At 44.2% G+C, this 19687-nt stretch carries 13 protein-coding genes; 4 read left to right on the forward strand and 9 right to left on the reverse strand.

The window, feature by feature from the left end:
* The first annotated feature begins 169 nt into the window (after positions 1 to 169).
* The gene (locus CRJ00_RS00425) at positions 170 to 1444 is read left to right on the forward strand and encodes a YaiO family outer membrane beta-barrel protein (protein ID WP_099364969.1); all 1275 of its coding nucleotides are present in this window, start codon (positions 170 to 172) and stop codon (positions 1442 to 1444) included.
* 7 nt (positions 1445 to 1451) lie between these two features.
* Here the strand turns inward: CRJ00_RS00425 and CRJ00_RS00430 are convergent, their stop codons facing one another.
* From CRJ00_RS00430 to CRJ00_RS00455, 6 genes are all read right to left on the reverse strand, one after another.
* On the reverse strand, positions 1452 to 4856 hold the full coding sequence (locus CRJ00_RS00430; protein ID WP_099364970.1) for a sulfatase-like hydrolase/transferase: 3405 nt from the start codon (positions 4854 to 4856) through the stop codon (positions 1452 to 1454).
* Positions 4853 to 5920: a HEAT repeat domain-containing protein gene (locus CRJ00_RS00435; protein WP_099364971.1), complete on the reverse strand. Its 1068-nt coding sequence runs from the start codon at positions 5918 to 5920 to the stop codon at positions 4853 to 4855. Before CRJ00_RS00435 ends, CRJ00_RS00430 begins: the two co-directional genes overlap by 4 nt.
* Positions 5921 to 5927: 7 nt before the next feature.
* Positions 5928 to 6284: a response regulator transcription factor gene (locus CRJ00_RS00440; protein ID WP_099364972.1), complete on the reverse strand. Its 357-nt coding sequence runs from the start codon at positions 6282 to 6284 to the stop codon at positions 5928 to 5930.
* A gap of 5 nt (positions 6285 to 6289) precedes the next feature.
* Positions 6290 to 10258 (reverse strand): response regulator, encoded by a 3969-nt coding sequence (locus CRJ00_RS00445; protein WP_099364973.1) that lies wholly within the window; start codon positions 10256 to 10258, stop codon positions 6290 to 6292.
* Positions 10259 to 10377: 119 nt separating this feature from the next.
* A protein-coding gene (gene prfB / locus CRJ00_RS00450; RefSeq protein ID WP_144038051.1) for a peptide chain release factor 2 occupies positions 10378 to 11461 on the reverse strand; the annotation gives its coding sequence in 2 pieces (ribosomal slippage) (positions 10378 to 11400 and positions 11402 to 11461; 1083 coding nt in all).
* 26 nt (positions 11462 to 11487) lie between these two features.
* A complete protein-coding gene (locus CRJ00_RS00455; RefSeq protein WP_099364975.1) occupies positions 11488 to 12672 on the reverse strand; it encodes a chloride channel protein in 1185 nt (394 codons plus the stop codon).
* A gap of 142 nt (positions 12673 to 12814) precedes the next feature.
* Here CRJ00_RS00455 and pgi point away from each other — a divergent pair, with 142 nt between their 5' ends.
* Together pgi and CRJ00_RS00465 are read left to right on the forward strand one after the other, a co-directional pair.
* Entirely contained in the window at positions 12815 to 14467 is a 1653-nt protein-coding gene (gene pgi, locus CRJ00_RS00460; RefSeq protein ID WP_099364976.1) for a glucose-6-phosphate isomerase, read from the forward strand.
* Between the two features lie 98 nt (positions 14468 to 14565).
* Positions 14566 to 16176 (forward strand): M20/M25/M40 family metallo-hydrolase, encoded by a 1611-nt coding sequence (locus tag CRJ00_RS00465; protein ID WP_218962151.1) that lies wholly within the window; start codon positions 14566 to 14568, stop codon positions 16174 to 16176.
* 13 nt (positions 16177 to 16189) lie between these two features.
* Here CRJ00_RS00465 and dcd read toward each other — a convergent pair whose 3' ends face one another.
* The gene (gene dcd / locus CRJ00_RS00470; RefSeq protein WP_099364977.1) at positions 16190 to 16726 is read right to left on the reverse strand and encodes a dCTP deaminase; all 537 of its coding nucleotides are present in this window, start codon (positions 16724 to 16726) and stop codon (positions 16190 to 16192) included.
* Between the two features lie 338 nt (positions 16727 to 17064).
* On the opposite strand from dcd, the gene CRJ00_RS00475 reads away from it, so the two are divergent.
* Positions 17065 to 17709, forward strand: a complete 645-nt coding sequence (locus tag CRJ00_RS00475; RefSeq protein ID WP_099364978.1) for a 4'-phosphopantetheinyl transferase family protein — start codon at positions 17065 to 17067, stop codon at positions 17707 to 17709.
* A 16-nt stretch (positions 17710 to 17725) separates the two neighbouring features.
* Here the strand turns inward: CRJ00_RS00475 and CRJ00_RS00480 are convergent, their stop codons facing one another.
* A complete protein-coding gene (locus CRJ00_RS00480) occupies positions 17726 to 18784 on the reverse strand; it encodes an AI-2E family transporter (RefSeq protein ID WP_099364979.1) in 1059 nt (352 codons plus the stop codon).
* A 126-nt stretch (positions 18785 to 18910) separates the two neighbouring features.
* On the reverse strand, positions 18911 to 19687 hold the full coding sequence (locus CRJ00_RS00485; protein ID WP_099364980.1) for an enoyl-CoA hydratase/isomerase family protein: 777 nt from the start codon (positions 19685 to 19687) through the stop codon (positions 18911 to 18913).

Here is a 19687-nt window from a genome sequence, read left to right on the forward strand (position 1 = left end):
CCCACAGGGAAGCTGGAAAGTGCGCATATTTGCAAATCGCCTGTCCTGACAGCATGATCCTCAAGGCCTGCTCGTCTTGTATCCCGAAATTAACAGATAGCCTGGTTGGGGCAGCGAAGTTTCTCTCAATGACAGGTAGATTTATTACATTTGCATAAACTATATCATCATGCGCTTACACGGAAAACAATCATTCCTCTACAATAACTTTTTATATCCTGCGCTCATTTGGGTCATATTGTGCCTCGGAACCAGCACAGCCCATTCACAGGAGCTTAACTCTGATCAGCTTTTCCAAAAAGCAAGGATTGAAGCATTTGAGAACAAAAATTATCCCGGGGCAATTAATATCGCGAAACAGGCATTGACAAGAAGCCCTGACTATACGGACATCCAGGTCTTCCTGGGAAGATTATACACCTGGTCCGATCAGCCTGATTCCGCCCGTATGGTTTTTCAAATGATCGCGCTTACCCCCCCCCAGGATCCTGATTTCTACCTAGCCTATGGTTCCCTAGAGTATTGGGAAGGCCAGCACCCCAAAGCCTTGCAGATCGTTAATAGAGGCCTGTCCATCTCGCCAAAAACAGAATACCTCCTTTTATTAAAGGCGAAGATCCTTCAGAGCGCGAAACAATATGATGATGCCCTGAACTCTCTCCAATCCCTTTTGGAGGTAAACCCCAAAAATGGGGAGGCCAGGGATATGCTGGCTCGTTTAAAGAACCAGGAAACAGGACATGAAATCGGAATCAATTATAATTTCATGTACTTTAACACCCAGTTTGAGGACAATTGGCATGTTTTAGGTACAAGTTATAAGCGTGCCACACCCATAGGTTCATTCATATTCCGGACAAACTACGCAAACAAATTTGCAGACAATGGTGTTCAATTTGAACTGGAGTCCTATCCGCGACTTTCCAACATATTCTACATGTACCTGGGTGTGGGATATTCCGAAAACGTGGGCATATTCCCAAGATTCAGGTCCGGGGCATCCCTTTACGCTAACCTACCGAAAAGCTTTGAAGCTGAGATTGGTTATAGACAGTTGAAATTTACGGAGAATATCTGGATGTACACCGCATCTATCGGAAAATACTATGGAAACTTCTGGTTCAATGCCAGAACATACCTCACTCCTGATAATGAGAACATCTCCCAATCATATGCCGGAACTGTTCGATATTATACCAGGGGCGCGGATGATTATTTGGGATTTATCGTGGGTACCGGCATCAGCCCTGAGGAGAACCGTGAAAACCTCTTTTCCGAAAATCCATATAGATTGAAATCCTTTAAAGCGGGTCTGGATTACAATTTCACGGTTAGATCGAAGAATCTGTTCTCCATTACCTGGACCTATTATAACGTAGAATACAGACCGCAGACCAAGGATGACCAGTTTGATATCAGCCTGGGATATAAAAGAAGGTTCTAGGACCAGTTTACTGCTTAAAGAACTCATGGTAAACCGAATCGGGCATCAGTTTGCCCGAGCGGATAAAATCCTTGTTCATATCCCGAAACTGCTCGAACCTATCACTTATGATTGATCCTTTAACATCTTCACCAACCGGATCCTCATTCAGGGACCTATCCAACTGAAAGAGTTTTTGATCATTGATATGGTATCCATCATAGACAAAATCGATCAATTGGGACTTGCTCTGCATGATCGGAATACCAATGCCCGGTCTACTACCTCCGATATCCAGGCCATTTCCTATCCAGGTAACCTTTTGTGGTACTTTCAAACCATAATTCTGACGATAAAAGGCTATCAAGCTAGGGGCAAAATCGAAATGGCTGACTATATTGGTGAACCTTTTGTTTACCTTAAGCATTTTCGAATACAGGATAAGAGGTACATGATAGCGATCGATCTTGGATTGCAGGGGAATTTCCGGCATGGCATGATCACCAGTTATCACAAAAATCGTATGCTTGAATTCGGCCCTCGTTGCATACTTGGAAAAAAACTCCCTAAGGGCATCATCTACGTTAATCACAGAGATCAGTTGTTTCCTGTTGGCCAAGGCAAACGTACGCTGTTCCTTGGTCAATCTAAGATCTTGAAGGCGCTTCTCATATAGATCCGCATATTTCTTCTCATCATTGATCAAGAAAGGATTATGGGTGGACAAGGTAAGGGCGATATGAAAATATGGAGGCGTCGCACCATCCCCTTGCCTGTACAATTGGTCCAGCACGGCCTGATCTTCATATCCCCAGCTTTCACCAGCTGAACTTGGCAGCTTGCGATAACCCTCGGGGAAACTCCGTTGCTCGATGATCTTATCGGTCCTGTTGAATTCCAGGTATTTGGCCATGAAATCGAAATTACCATCACCACCGTAAATGAAAGCGGTTTGGAAATGGTTATGCTTCAGTACGTTCAGGAGATTGAAATGATCGGGATAATTTGCCTGTTCCAGGAATCCGGCACTGGCAAAGGGAAGAGATCCCAAAAGGGTCGGAAGTGCTGAGAATGTCCTACCGGAAGAGCTTAAGGCATTTTCCCACACCATTGAGCTATCCTTCAGACTGCTCAAAAAAGGGGTAAAATCCCCTATATAGCCCTTGGGGTCTGAATAGGCATTCCCCAATCCCTCAACAATGATCAGTACCAGATTGGGAACCTTATCGGTCTTGACCATCAATGGGCCTAGCACATCCTTCGTTTGTTCCTGTTTTAGGAATGGGTAATCCGCAGAAATACCCGCATAGACAGCTCCTGGATTACTGTCAAAATATCCAGCCTTCATCTCCTGCATCAGGTGTTCGGTATTGGATCCTACAAAGAACCCCAGTTTACTCCGTTCGGCGGTCTGAACAGATTCGTCCCTATCACTATTGAACTCCATGGATAGGCTCAGCAGAAGGATACTGGTAATACCTAATCCCATTAAGCCTAATCCCAAATATGTAGAGCCCTTCCATTTTTTAGCTAAAAAATGGAAAAGGCTATAGATAGCCAAAAGACCGGCAAACAGGGCAAGGATATTCTTCAAGGTCAGAACCTGACTGGATTCCAGGATGTTTTTTATTTCCTCAGCGGAATAAAAGAAGAGATCGGATCCCAACAGGTTTCTCGAGGATGAAAAGTAGTAGGCCAGCAGCAATTGGGAAATCAGTAGAATCGCCAGAAGGAGATTAAATAACCATTTGGAAAGTGTACTGTTAAGCAGGTGAATAAGACCGAACAGCATCCCAAGAACAACTAGTAGCGTAAAACTGTAAAGCAGGTTGTTCCCGATCAGGATTAAAAACTCAGTTAACCCTTTGAACTGATGGATAAATGATCCATAGTGCAACCATTCGATCACGGAAAAAACAAGCCCAATGCCGATGAAAAGACTTCCGACCATAGAGAAATGTTGCAGGATATGCTGCCCCGCCCTAACCAGCCTGGCCCTTAAACTTTCCTGGTTTTCCTGTGAAAAGCCCTGTCGGGTCATTTCGCCCCAACCGCTTTTCTTGCGGAAATAATCTACCATGCCGCGAATTCCAGCCCAGGTGACCAACGGATGGAAATAAAAAGGTTCAAATACAGCCGTTAGGAGCAATTTCCGCATATCCTTCTGTTTGGAATAGACCTGGCGGCTGACCAGATCAACAGCAATGGCATATGTGGAATACAGTACACTCGAAAAGACGACAAGAGCATACAACGCGATAAAAAAAGACCAGTTGATGGTCCCGGTAAAAACAAAGATCCAAAAGACGGCATATCCTGAAAACTCCACAAACGGTCCCAGGAATTCAAAGAAGAACCAATACGGAAGACTGACCATGCCGAGCTTTCCATATTTCGGGTTAAACATCAGCTTGCGATGTTTCCAAAGGGTTTCCATCGTACCGCGCATCCATCGGTTACGTTGTTTCTTTAGTACTTCTTTATCTTCAGGAACCTCTGTCCAGCACAATGGATCGGGGATATTGATCACCTGATGTGGTAAATTATGCTCTATCATATAGCGGCGCATACGCACCACCAATTCCATGTCCTCTCCTACAGTAGTATGGTCATATCCCCCGCAAGCCAGAACGATCTCCTTATCAAATGCCCCAAAGGCCCCAGAGATCAGGATCAATCCACTTGCACGGGACCAGGCCATCCTTCCCAGTACAAATGCCCGGATATACTCCAGTGCCTGCGAACGACCCAGCCAGCTTTTGGGCAAGTTGACCTCCAGTACTTTCCCGTGTTCGATCCTGCAGTTGTTGGCCAAACGAATTACACCACCGCAAGCGATCAAACGTTCATCGGTCTGCTCCATAAAGGGCTTGGCCAGTTTGAGTACCGCATCCTGTTCAATGATGCAGTCCACGTCTATGCATACGATATAATCTGACTTGGAGATATTGATACCCACATTCAGCGCATCTGCCTTGCCCCCGTTTTTCTTATCGACAACAATCAGTTTCCTAAATGCCGGATTCGTACTTTTATAGACCTGCTTGACCTCTTGGGTGGACAGATTCCCCGTTATGATATAAGGGACAGGCACTAAATGATAGGCCTTGACCAATCGCTCAATGGAATCATCCTTAGAGCCATCATTAACGATAATGATCTCCAATCTGTGATAATAAATGGACAATAGGGAACGTACATTCTCCACGATGGTCATCCCCTCATTGTATGCTGGTGCTATTAGACTGAAACTTGGAGCATTTGGATCTGTTGCAATGATTGAATAATCAGTAAAGACATTCCCCTGTTTATACCGCACCAGAGCACCATAGGAAAATATAGCTATCCATGTATATATAGAAAAGATTCCCGCCGCATAGAGCAGGAATAACCAAATGGTTATTTCATAAATTACCTTCGCTACTTCGCTCATATCTTACTCTTAAGGGCATGATTCAATACCAAACGGGTCTGATCCTGGGGTAGCAGCTGTCCTCGAAGTTGCACCAGGAAAGGGATCTGTCCCATACTCGCCATTGCTTCGGCAATCAAAACCTTTCCCTCAGGGTGTGGATAATCCAACAGTTGTTCCTTCAGGAAATCCAATTTATCCAATGCGCGGGTATGTCCCAAGCCTTTTATTATGGAGAACTGTTCTTGCATGGTCGCTTTTGGGAAATAGGCCAACAATGCCGTGCTGGTATCTGCCTGTTCAATACTGAACAGGGTTCTGACCAATTCCTCTTTGATCCTAAGGTCCGAATTTTCCAATCTTTCCAACAGCACGCCTTCCATTTCAAATAACTGGAATTTCCTGATTATCTTCAGGGCCAATCTGATGACGGAAACATTCGTAGAATGCAACCACTCTAAAAGAGTTGTGACAGCATCTTCCGTAAGGACCTTTATTGAATTCAGGATCCTGAGCTGTTGCCACTCGGAAATGATATTTTCCACACCATTCAGGAATGCTAGTCCTTTGAAACCTTCAAAATAAACTATGCCCAATTGGGCCTCCTGGTATACAATTTCGCTAGGGTGCTCCAATCTTTTTCGAATCTCCTGTAGTGCTTCCCTGACCTGCATGACTGTTAAGGCCTGTATGCCCCGGGCGATTAGGTAGGGCCTTGTGTTGGAAAGCATCTGGTAAGCTTCCTTATCCAACCCGTAAATGTAAAAGATGTTCATTATGGTCTTTGCAGCAGTACCGGTAAACCTACGTTCAGATTCGATCAATTGACCAATAAAAAAACGTCTGAAGGTCTGTTTCCTGCACAAGTTTTCCAGAGACGGATCCACCTGCAGGGACTGTTCCATTTGGGTGACTATCGATTTTATAAGGTAATCATCCAGGAGCTTCTTCCATCGGGTCTTGTCCGCCAGCGCTTTATATTCCCTGAAACTATAAAAAAGCAGACCCAATGTAAAAAGGAACACCAGGATCAAGACGACCTGGATAGCGATCATTAGTTCATGAATGTTCAGTACCGGCTCCATCAGATGGTCATTTCCTCCGTAATCTGTTTATTCTGATGATCAGCTCATTGGGGCTGAAGGGCTTGATGATGTAATCAGAGGCACCAAGATCAAATGCCTCCAGAACGATCTCCTCCTGAGCCATGCTCGAGAGCATGATGATGGGAATGGGTTCGGCCATCATCTTGACCTCGGCCAATATTTCAATGCCCGAGGCAAAGGGCATCATGATATCTGAAATAATCAGATCAATACCTCCTTGTCTGATTATGGAAATGGCATCAAGGCCATTTCTTGTCAGCACAACATCGAACCCTTCCTTGGTCAATTTATGTTCCAGTGTTCTGAGGATCAGTTCATCGTCCTCGGCCAATAACACAACCATTTTATCTACTCCTCTATCTGCTTTAAAAGTTTAAAAATCAATTCAATTTCTGCATAAATATTTTCCAAACCCTCATTCAGGATTGGATCTTCCGGTTTTTTATCCCGGAACGAGGTATTTAACATATCCGTTGCCGAATCATGGTCCCTCAGTATCAAGGATTCCAATGCCACAATCAGATTGTTCAGTTCAACAAGTCCAGAGGTGCCTGAGGTGCCTTTCATTTTATGGAGAAGACGACCGATAACCTCCATATCGCCCTGGTCTTCCGCCATTTTCAACTGTTCGCATTGGGATCTTAGTTCCTTTTTGATCAGGTCCAGGAACACCTTCCTAAAATCTGGATCTGAATCTGTGGCCTGCCGGATTATCCGGTTATCAATATGTAGTACGAGTGCCCCTGTAAGGTTATATTTACGCTTATGGAGCCCAAGCTGCTTAAGCACCCGCTCCCTGAATTCATCAAACCGGATGGGCTTGGCCAAAAAATCGGTCATTCCTGCCTCCAGGCACCTCTCCCTTTCCCCCTTAATGGTTCCTGCAGATATTCCTATGATCGGAGTGTGTCCATAGCCCTTTAGGGTTCGGATACTTTTGGTGGCCTCCGTTCCATCCATCAATGGCATCTGTATATCCATCAGGATCAGATCGAAATCCTCCTTGTGGCACTCTTGGACGGCCAATAAACCATTCTCTACGCCTACGGTAAGACTGTTTGGAAGTACCTGTTCGATCAATCGTATGTTCAGTTCCATATTGACGGTATTATCATCGGCCAATAATACCTTATAGATATGCTTTTGCTCATGCTGGCCTGAGTTTTTCTGATCTGTTTCAATGCGACCGGGATTGGAATCCACTGGCTCTGATTGTATTTCATCGGTTGTTTTGGGCCTGTTCCGTAAGATTCGATAGAGTTCCTCGGAAATGATAGGTTTGGCCAGACAGTAGCAGTTGGGCTGATGTCGAAAGTCACCAAAATGTTCCTGATCCTCTGAGGAGCTGTGCAGGATTAGAATTGGTGTTGCCTGCTGTCTTGACTCATATAGATCCTTGATCTTTTCGATGGTTTCCAGGCCATTCAGGATGGGCATCCGATAGTCCATCAATATGGCATCAAACTGCTGACCTTCCATCAACAACTGCAGTGCCCCGAAACCATTTTCTACGGATTGGGTATGTACATCCTTAAACGAGAGCATATGCTCCAGAATAATGCGGTTATTGGCATTATCATCTACGATAAGTACATTCTCCACGGCCAAGGCCTTCTCTAGGGAGGTTGGATTTTCAAAGGGAACATCAATCTCAAAACAGAACGTGGAACCTATCCCAGGGGTACTCTCCAGCATCAGTTCACTCCCCATATACTTCAGTATGTTGTTGGAGATGGTCAGGCCTAGGCCTGTACCTCCAAAACGTTTGCTAACCGAGCTATCCTCTTGGGTGAAGGCATCAAAAATCCGTTGTTGCTTTTCCTTTGGGATACCTATCCCAGTATCCCTGACCGAGAACTTCAAGCGAACAATCTCCTCATTGATCCAAACTTTTGATACCCCCAGTTCGATCTCTCCGTTCTCTGTAAATTTGACGGCATTTCCCAATAGATTGACCAACACCTGTTTTATCCTAGATTCATCTATGAAGATGACCCCTGGAAGACCCTGCTCTATGTTCAATAGTAATTCAATACCTTTATTCTGGGCCTGGTACAGGATGACATGAATGACCTGGTTCACCATTTCGTAAATATCATAGCGATCGACATATAACTCCAGTTTTCCGGATTCAATCTTTGAAAAGTCCAAGATATCATTGATTATCGAGAGTAACCCGGTACCGGATTCATGTACGTATTTAAGGTATTGCTTCTGGAGATCATCCAGGGGGGTTTTTAATAAAAGGTCGGAAAATCCGATAACTCCATTCAATGGTGTCCTGATCTCATGGCTCATATTGGCAAGGAATTCTGACTTGGCTTTACTGGACAGATCAGCAAGTTCCTTCGCCTTCTTGAGCTCTTCATTCTGGGCCACCTGTTCACTGATGTTCTGAGAAAAGATGATGATCCCTCCTATGCTACCATCACCCAACCGCCATGGACGGACCTCCCAATTGTAATGCTGAGCCTCCTCTCGCCCTTCGATCAACAATAGCTCATCGGTGTTTCGGTAGGCAATACCCTGTAGGGCGTTCTCGTATATTCTTTTTCGCTTATCCGGGATATTTGGAAAAAGTTCATAAAGGTTATGGTTCAATTGAATAGACCTGCCTTTGTGGAACTCCTCCCTCCATTGTTGACTGATTGCCAAATAGTTAAGGTCATTATCGAACATTGCAACTGAGGCCGGAACATGTTCCACGAAAGATTGTAGCATGGCCTCCTTACGTTCCAGTTCCAGGAACATTTGCTTGCTATGGTCAATGTCCTGGATAATGCCGAATACACGTTCACACCGTCCATTGACCATCTCCGGTATCCCCTTTATCCGGACCCAGATCTCCTCGCCAGAGTCCTTTTTTAGCTTCAGTTCAAGATCGTAGGGTCTACCGCCCTTTATAGCTTCATGAAAGTTTGACTGGAGGCATTTCTTTTCCTCCTCTGCATAGAAATCGAAAACATTCTCCATAGTTGGCTGGAAATCAACCGTTACCCCATGGATAAGTTTGGTGGAATCCGACCAAAAAATCTCATTTTTAACAAGATCTGATTCCCAACCCCCAACCTGTGCTACTAGATTGGTCTGTTCAAGTATCTGTTGGGTATGTAAGAGGTTCTTTTCCAAGATGATCCTCTCGGTCATGTCAAGGGCGGTACTTACGACATAGGGCCTGCCCTCTCCATCCTGCTCAATCATATTATTATAGAGCCAGTAGATCCACTCTCCGGATTTGCTAACCAGCACCATCATACCCCTTGCCTCACCATAGGCCTGGATCCTGTCAAGATAGGCCCTTAAGAGATGTTTGTTCTCCTGGGGAATAAGGTCGATGAGATTCAGCCCTTCGACTTCCTCTGCCCTATAGCCCAACACCTCCCTGCCCTTCTCATTCACTTCCAGGATATTCCCATCCATATCGTGCATGCTCATCAGTCCGATACCGTTCTCGAAGAAATTCCTGAACCTTCTTTCGGAAAGCTCCAGTTTCAACTTCTCTGCATTTTCCCTGGTTATATTCCGACCGAATGCAAAGATTTCCCTGTTCTTAGGATCGAATTTAATATTCCAATCTATGGTAACTTCCTGAAATCCAGAGATCAGTGTATGTGTCTGCATTTCATTGTTGTTGTTCCGAAGCAACAATTCTCCTTCCTCATTCACCTGCATCAGCTCCAAGAAATCCATACCCGTGAGCTGGCCCACTGGGATCCCGAACAGATCAGCAAAAGAAGGGTTCGCTTCCTTCAATCTGAAACCTTCATCCATCACACAGATCATATTCTGCGTATTTGACAATATTTCCTTAAAATATCCCGCCTGAAGGCTCTTTCTTTTGGCAAGTAGAACGCCTACAACAGCTTCACCAAGTTTTGTTAGTTCCCCCAATTGCTTTTCCGACAATGTTTTCTCCTTAAAATCGACCACACAGATCGTCCCCAGGGCCATTCCACGATCATCATTCAATGGTACACCGGCATAAAAACGGATATTGCCTGCTTGGATCAGCGGATTATCAGATGTACGTGGATCAGAAAAGGTGTCTGGGATCATCAGGGGGCCTTCACCCATCAGGGTATATTGGCAAACGGTATTTTTCCGTTCAACTGTTTCCAGATCCATTCCGATACAGCTCTGGATTCGCTGCATGTCCGCCTCCATGATAGCAATGATGCAGGTGGGGCTATTTGTCAAAAGGCAGGCCAGCTTGGCAAAAACATCCAATTCTGGCATCTTCCCCAACCCTATCAGTCCGAAGGAGTTCAGAGCCTCTAACCGTGCCTTTTCGTTATCAGGTGTAGGTAAGATCTTCATAAATATATCTCAGGTATCTAATTATGCAACCGTTAAGATAAGCATAAATCCCTGAGATATGCTCCCATTTAGGAACAATTAACCTAAAAGGACAATATTTAAAAAATAGATTCAAAATTTTATCCCCCAAATTCCATGAGATAGGCTTTTAGGAAACTGTCAAGATCTCCATCAAGTACAGATTGGGTGTTGGAAGTTTCCACATTCGTCCTAAGGTCTTTGATAAGCTTGTAAGGATGAAGTACATAATTTCTGATCTGGGATCCCCATTCAATCTTCTTCTTGGAGCCCTCTATGGCAGCTGTAGCCTCCTGGCGCTTGCGCATCTCGATCTCATACAATTGCGATTTCAATAAACGCATCGCATTTTCCTTGTTCTGCAATTGTGATCGGGATTCCTGATTCTTGATGATGATACCGGTTGGTTTATGGTGCAATCGAACCGCCGTTTCTACTTTGTTCACGTTCTGTCCACCAGCACCACCTGCCCTAAAGGTATCCCACTCGATCTCCGAATCCTTGATTTCAATTTCAATATTATCATCCACCAGGGGATAAACATAGACCGAAGCAAAAGAGGTGTGTCTTTTACCATTGGAATCGAAAGGTGAAATACGGACCAAACGGTGCACGCCATTTTCTCCTTTCAGGTAGCCGTAAGCGAAGTTTCCGGAAAACTGAAGGGTCACGGTCTTGATCCCCGCCACATCTCCTTCTTGATAATCCTGCTCCGTTACCTTACAACCGTGTTTTTCGCCCCACATGATATACATACGCATCAACATGGCTGCCCAATCACAGGATTCCGTCCCCCCGGCCCCGGCAGTGATCTGAAGAATTGCATCCAACTGATCTTCCTCTGCACTCAACATGTTCTTGAATTCCAGTTCTTCGATATCCGAAAGAGCAATCTGGTATTGCTCCTCCAATTCCTTATCCGTTGCATCTCCAGCCTGGAAAAACTCGTACAATACCCCTGTATCTTCCACAGAAGCTGTTACCGCATCAAATTGATCCGTCCAAACTTTATGGTTCTTTATCGCGTGTAATACTTTTTCTGCTGCTTTGGGATCATCCCAAAAATCAGGTTGAAGCGTGATCTGGGTATCACGATCTATCTCTTCTTTTTTGGCATCAATGTCAAAGATGCCTCCTCAGGGATGCCAATCGATCCCTCAAGTCTTGTATTTGTTCCTTGGTCATATCACAAAGATAAAATAAAATGGAACTTACCTATGAAATTCATAGGTATAAACATTATAGGGAAGAATTTTTTTGGCCAATTGCCAGGAAATAAAGCAGCAGATCACTAATGGACCAATCAAAACGAACGCATTTGGCGCTAATGAGCAAGCCAGAACTGCGGCTGTCCAAGGCGCGAAAATGGCCGCTGAAAGCGCTACTGCAGCACCTATGACCAGAAAGTTGATCGGCACCAAATCAAGTCCAAAAAAGGTATTCCCCAAGTAGCAGACCATTAATCCAAGAAATCCTCCAGCCACGATACTCGGTGCAAAAACTCCACCATCTCCCAAGGTAAGCGAAGCGGCGATCGGCTTCAATAATACCACGAGAATCAACATTCCCCAAGAGTTAGTACCTGCATGCAGCACCTCTTTTAGTCCATGATAGCTGTCGCCATAGAGCGCCGGAATCGCGAATATAAAGAGTCCAACGGGAATGGCTCCAAGATTTACACGAACAAAATTATTGTTGATATTGCCAAAGAATGATTTCACCTTAATAACCATGAAGGTGAAATATACCGCTAAGAAAGCTGCCAAAATGGATAATAACAGCATAAAGGGTATCGCCTTATAGGACCAATGATTTACGGCTACCTGAAACATCGATTGTTCATTAAAAAGCAGGATAATACACAGGGAAACAACCGCAGCAATAGAACAGGCGATGATTTTTGTTTTTGTCCAACCTCGGTGGATAACTTCCATGGAAAAGAGAAATCCCACCAAAGGGTTTACAAACAAGACACCTACTCCTGCTGTGACAGCTGCACAGATCAGTTCTATCTTGTATTTTTTTGCGGCAATTTTTCGCTGGTACATGGCATTCCCAACAGTAGCGGAAGCCACAACAGTGGAAACCTCCACGCCTGTTGAACCCCCAAAGACAACGGTCAAGAATCCATTGATGTAATGGGATGCCACCTTAAATAAAGGAAGATGCTCCCGTCGGGCATATAATGTTTTATATATCTCGGTGATCCCTTTGTTTTTTCTTCCTTGAAATAGGTATTTACGCAAAAAATATATCGCGGTGGTACCAATGGTGGGCAATAGGATAAAGAGCCAGGTGTTGCGTTGTTCAACAAAATGGAATACCGTCTCTTCAAAAAACTCTGTAAAATGCTTTAAGGAAAGTGCTAATATAGAACAGATGATAGCAGTCAGCATGGAGGAAGCGATGAGTTTGCCTCAATTATTCAAAATAATGCTTTTTCTATACATTTGAAATGTAATTGATAGAACAAAGATACTACAAAATTGTCCATTGATAGGCTGTTAATCCTTATATTTGAAGAAAATCAATCGACATATGTTACCAAAAATAGACTTTACGACCACCCAAGCTTATAAATATTTAGCAGATCATTATATCGACATCAACGAAAAAAGCCTTAAGGAACTTTTTGCGGAAGATCCCCAGCGTTTTCATAAATTCTCCATACGGCTCGGAGATATCCTTTTTGATTATTCCAAGAACAGAATCGATGAGCAGACAATGGCACTGTTGATGCAATTGGCAAGAGAATGTCAATTGAAAGATGCTATCGAGGCGATGTTCAATGGAGAAAAAATCAACGAAACAGAAGGAAGGGAGGTGTTACATACGGCGCTGAGAAACCAATCCGATCGCCCGATTCTTGTCGATGGAAAGGATGTGATGCCCCAGGTCCGCGAAGTATTGGCGAGGATGAAGGATTTTACAGACCGCGTGATATCAGGAGTATGGAAGGGCTTTACCGGACGGGATATAACGGATGTTGTAAACATAGGCATCGGAGGTTCAGATCTAGGTCCGGTCATGGTGACAGAGGCCTTAAGAGCTTACAAGACCCGATTGAACGTGCATTTTGTTTCCAATGTTGATGGATCCCATATTGCTGAAACTTTAAAGAACCTAAATCCCGAGACCACTTTGTTTTTGATTGCTTCAAAGACCTTTACCACCCAAGAAACCATGGCGAATGCCAATTCAGCAAAGGAATGGTTCCTTGAGACTGGAGCCGAGGATACGGAGGTGGCGAAACACTTTGCTGCCTTGAGCACGAATGAAAAGGGAGTGGCCGATTTTGGGATTGACACTGCGAACATGTTCGGATTCTGGGATTGGGTAGGGGGCCGATATTCCTTATGGTCCGCCATCGGGCTATCCATCTGCCTTTCCGTAGGGTATGACAATTTTGAATCCCTTCTTTTAGGTGCCTTCGAAGCTGATGAGCATTTTAGAAACAGAGAATTTGAAGGCAATATTCCTGTAATCATGGCTTTGTTGGGTATCTGGTACAACAATTTCTATGATGCAGAAAGCCACGCCATCTTACCGTATGACCAATACCTGCACCGTTTTGCGGCTTATTTCCAACAGGGCGATATGGAAAGTAATGGCAAATATATCGATAGAAATGGTAATCGGGTGGACTATCAAACCGGACCTATTATTTGGGGAGAGCCGGGCACTAATGGTCAGCATGCCTTCTACCAATTGATCCACCAGGGAACAAAAATGATCCCCTGTGATTTTATTGCGGCCGCCATCTCCCACAATCCACTTGGCAACCACCAGGAGCTTTTACTATCCAATTTCTTTGCCCAAACAGAGGCATTGATGAATGGCAAAAGCGAAGAAGAGGTGGTCGGAGAATTAAAAAATGCTGGTAAATCGGTAGGTGAGATTGATGAATTGAAAAACTTCAAGGTTTTTGAAGGCAATAGACCTACCAATTCCATACTGATCAAGAAGCTAACACCAAAGACCCTTGGCACGCTGATCGCACTATATGAGCACAAGATTTTTGTCCAAGGGGTGATCTGGAATATATTCAGTTTTGATCAATGGGGTGTGGAGCTTGGAAAACAATTGGCCAATAAAATCCTTCCAGAATTGAAAGGGAACGAAGAAATCAGTAGCCATGACTCTTCTACCAATGCCTTGATCAATCAATACAAGGCTTGGAGAATGGGGTAATAAGTTGAAAATGAGATCGTTAACTTAACAGATCGGATATGCTTTGCTTTAGCGAATTATTTTGGCGAAATTAGGGGTTTACCCAAATTCTAACCATTATGATTACAAAATTTATATTCCGCGTCAGGCGGGTTTCCACTGTTTTCCTTTTTACAGGATTGACCTTGACTGGCGCAGGATTCATCAACCCTGCATCCGCACAGCGTGGCCAGATGGCTCCGCAAAAATTAGACCCTATCGTTGAAAAAATCGTTCAGGAAGCCAAAGGGAATTCCCAATTGGAACAATTGGCTTTTGAGCTGTTGGATGTGGTAGGCCCGCGTTTGGTCGGAACTCCAGGAATGACCAAAGCCAATGAATGGGCATTGAAAACCTTCCAAAATTGGGGAATTGAAGCCAGGAACCAACAATTTGGCGAATGGCATGGTTGGGAAAGGGGGATCTCCCATATCGATATGACCCATCCTCGTGCAAAATCCTTGGCGGGAACCCAACTTGCCTGGAGCCCCACAACCAAAGGAAAAGCGGTCGAGGCAGAAGTTATTGCGTTACCGGACATTAAAGATTCCATTTCTTTCCGCCAATGGCTACCTCAGGTCAAAGGAAAATACGTCATGATATCCATGCCGCAACCTACCGGACGCCCAGATGCCAATTGGAAAGAATTTGGAACTCCAGAATCGATCGAGAAAATGCAGAAAAATCGCGATTCCTTGAACCGGGCCTGGAACGCCCGCATCAGGGCAACAGGCCTGCAAACCAATTCCATTCCTTCCGTTTTGGAAGAAGCGGGAGCAGTGGGCATCCTGACAAGCTACTGGTCCATGGAATTCGGAGCAAACAAGATATTCGGTGCAAGATCGCATAAAGTTCCTTCCCTTGACATCTCTTTAGAAGATTATGGGATGTTATACCGTTTGGCAGAAAAAGGCTATGCCCCAAAGATTAAGGTAGAAACCTCCTCAAAACATCTCGGAAATGTCCCTTCCTTCAACACCATAGCTGAAATAAAAGGATCTCAATTCCCAGATGAATACATCATTCTTTCCGCCCATTTAGACTCTTGGGAAGGTGGATCCGGCGCTACAGATAACGGCACAGGAACCATTGCCATGATGGAGGTTGCGCGTGTTTTGAAAAAAGTATTACCCAACCCGAAACGCAGCATCCTGATCGGTCTTTGGGGAAGCGAAGAACAAGGACTGAATGGATCGCGCTCCTTTGTATTGGATAATCCAGCCATTATCGAAAAGACACAAGCGGTATTCAACCTGGACAATGGAACAGGTCGGGTAGCCAACATCAATGGTTCTGGATTTGTACATGCCTATGATTTTATGGGCAGATGGTTAGCGGCTGTTCCACGTGAAGTGACCAAGGATATCAAAACAGACTTCCCAGGTTCTCCCGGTGGTGGAGGATCTGACCATGCCTCTTTTGTGGCTGCCGGAGTACCGGGATTTATGTTGAGCTCCCTATCATGGGGATATTTCAATAATACCTGGCATACCAACTTGGATACCTACGATAAATTGGTTTTTGATGATCTGATCTCCAATGTCATCTTAACCGCCGTGCTCACCTATAAAGCTTCCGAAGAACCAGAATTGGTAAACCGGGAAAAAAGGATTCTACCGAACGGTCCTGATGGGAAACCAGCTGACTGGCCTGCCATCAGACAACCAAGAAGATCCGGGGTGGGGTATTAATAAGAAATACGAACTAAAAGGCATTTTTCCACATCATGCTTTCTACTGGCCTGATGGTTTTGCTATTATATTTGGCATTTCCTTTACTGTTGTAAAAAGTTTCGATTTCACCTTCCACAACAAAATAAATCAACTGCCCGATCGGCATGCCTGCATATACACGCACCGGTTGGGCTACTGAAATCTCTAAGGTCCAAGTATTGCAGAAACCTACATCCCCTTTTCCGGCTGTAGCATGGATATCAATCCCTAACCGACCTGTACTGGATTTCCCTTCCAAAAATGGGACATGGCCATGGGTCTCTGTATATTCCAGGGTAACGCCAAGGTATAAGGATCCAGGCATCAGAACATAACCTTCTGCAGGGACCTCAAAATGGTCGATTTCATTGTGTTTCCTTGCATCCAACACCTCATCTTTGTACGTAGCAAGGTACTTACCTAAATGCACATCATACGAATTGGTCCCTAAACACTTCCTATCAAATGGTTCGATGACAATACTTCCTTTGTCTATCTCCTCTAAAATCCTTTTATCCGATAAAATCATAAGTTTGAGCTAATACCCTGCCATTAAGCGGGATTCAAAAATACACATTCGCAACAGCATTGACAATAGGAGATGAAGTTCTTAGAATTTCAATGCCGTTTCCTTATCGTCAAACCCTCTTTTCGAACTGCAATCGAGCTTCAAGTATGGCCAAACCAATGTAAAAGCCCAAAATAGGCGCCCGGTAATAAAACACATACTTTTACATTACTTTCGTCCTATTCTCAGAATGAACCAAACTTATACACATGCATCCAAATAAATATTAAAAGGTTATCGACTAAAAATCAAAAGGCCATCAGTCCTCGATCTAAATACTAAAACAGCTATATTTGCATATGGCCTTAGCATATCTCAAAGAACTCGACGAAAACAGTCGCATCGCCTTATGGAAAATTGAAGAATCAGAGGAAGAACTGGTGAGCTTTCTGCAGTTGGATGACCGCGAGAGAGCAAAACTCCGCAGTTTGGCGAAGGGAAAACGTAGTTTACATTGGTTGGCGACAAGGGTTTTGTTGAGGTATTTGCTGCAGACACCGGATTACATCAATTGTCCTTCGGATGGTAATGGCAAACCCTATCTTCCCGATTTCCCATATGAGATTTCCCTGACCCATTCCTATGATTATGCTGGGGTAATGCTGAGCCTGAAAGGGAGGTGTGGGATCGACCTGGAGATCGTTAAGGAAAAGGTTGTCCGTATCAAGAACAAATTCCTTAAGCCTGATGAATTGGGGTTCATTAAGCCGGAAGATGAAATTGACCAGCTGTATGCCTGTTGGTGCGCAAAAGAAGCCGTATATAAACTTCAGGGCAATAAAGGAGTCTCCTTTTTGGAAGACATGCGCATCCTACCATTCAATTACCACCCCCAAGGAACCATGAGACTTTGGCTTCAAAAAGATGGTGAGCAAACGCCATTCCGGGTATTCTATGAACGTTTTAACGAATACATGCTCGGGTACGTGACAGAGGGAGAATGAAATCTACCATCTAAATCTAAGGCGCCTCATTCAAGGTTTCCTGCAATTGATCCTTTTTCAAAGAGAGCCTTTTATTGCTTTTATAGATCCTAACGGCAATCAGAAAATACGCCAATAACAAAGGTCCATACACAAGCCCCATCAACCCAAACAGAGGAATACCGATAATTACCCCGACAACGGTAATAATGGGATGTATATCACCTACTTTTTTCGCAATTACCAAACGTAGCACATTATCGATATTGATCACCAGGCCGAATCCCCAGACCAGTAGGCCAATCCCTTGCCAGTTGTGGCCTTCTGTTAAAAGAATAACGGCTGCAGGCACAAAGATCAATGGCGGACCAAGCAAAGGAATGAAGGAAAGAATAGCACAGATTACCCCCCAGAATATGGGGTCTTTGGCACCAAAGATGTAAAAGCCTATGGCCAGGCACAAGCCCTGAACAATGGCAATGAAAGTCTGCCCAATAATATTCGAATAGGTGATGTTCTTCAGTTCCTCGCCAAATACTACGGCATTCTCATCATCAAAAGGCATATAATGGACGATACTCCCCTCAAAGCCTTTATAATTGACAAAAAGGAAGTACAATAGAAAATACATGACAGTGACTTCAAGGAACACATTTGCTGCCCCGCTAAGGGTAGAGGTCAGTAGTTTACCCGCATAGGCCGAACTGGCCTCCAGCTGCTTTTCGATAAGGTCAGGTTGTCCGAGTTTATCTCCAGCAAAACGATCGATCGCATCCATGGTCCGCTGGATCCATTGGGGATTCTGCTGCAGTTCGATCGCTTTATCGAACAACATTTTCCCTATCCCTACGAATGGGAGGACGATGATGAAGATCGAGATAACAATGATCACCACAGAAGATAAGGGCTTTGGCCAGCGCCATTTCTCAATGAAAAAAATGTTGAGATTTCGGAAAAGGGTATACATTACCATTGTGCCCAGAAAAGCACCGAATATACCGGAAGTGGCATATAGGATTATCCCACCTAAAACAATAATGATAAGCAGAATAATGATATTCCGTTCCTTTTGCGAAAAAACATCATTTAAACTCATAAAATGACCTTAAAAATTAAATAATGGTAATAATTGAAAACTGTAAGAATAGATACAATTTATAAAGCCTTTTTGTTTGTTGCCGCTTACCTAATTTTTGATGGTTTAGATAATTTTTAACCTATCTTATTTAAAATCAGGCTTTCTTTTTCCCAAGAAGGCAGAAACCCCCTCCTTAAAATCATCCGAACCAAAGCACTGACCAAACGCATTGATCTCTGCCTTATAACCATCCTGCTCTGCATCAAACCCGGTATTGACCACTTCAATCGCTGTTGCAATGGCATTCCGCGATTTGGCATACATCTTATTCAACAAAGCAAACACTTCCTCCATTAAAACCTCCTGCTCCACCACCTTATTCACCAGACCCCACTTATACCCATCGGCAGCATCGATCATCTCCCCACTTAACATCATTTCCAAGGCTTTTGCCTTTCCAACCAACTGAGGCAGCCTTTGGGTTCCTCCGTAACCTGGAATAAGCCCTAAGGAAACCTCAGGTAAGCCCATTTTAGCGTTCGATGAGGCAATACGGATATGACAGGCCATCGCCAACTCCAAACCACCACCTAAAGCAAAACCGTTGACGGCAGCAATGACCGGCTTTGGAAAATTAGCCAATCGATCCATCAATTCATGGCCAAAAGCCGAGAGCTCCATCGCCCCTGCCTTGGATTTTTCCAAGAATTCCTGAATATCTGCTCCCGCGACAAAAGCTTTAGGGCCAGTGCCTGTTAGCACCAAGCCCCTCACCGCATTATTTTCAGCAAGTGATGCTACGGCATGCTTAAGCTCAGCGATCGTTTCTTTATTGAGTGCATTTAATTTCGACTCGCGGTTGATGCGGATCACTGCAGTCTGATCAAAAATCTCCACGACAATATTTTGAAAATTCTCCAT

It is taken from the genome of Sphingobacterium sp. 1.A.4 (genome assembly GCF_002734245.1).
GTDB lineage: Bacteria > Bacteroidota > Bacteroidia > Sphingobacteriales > Sphingobacteriaceae > Sphingobacterium > Sphingobacterium tenebrionis.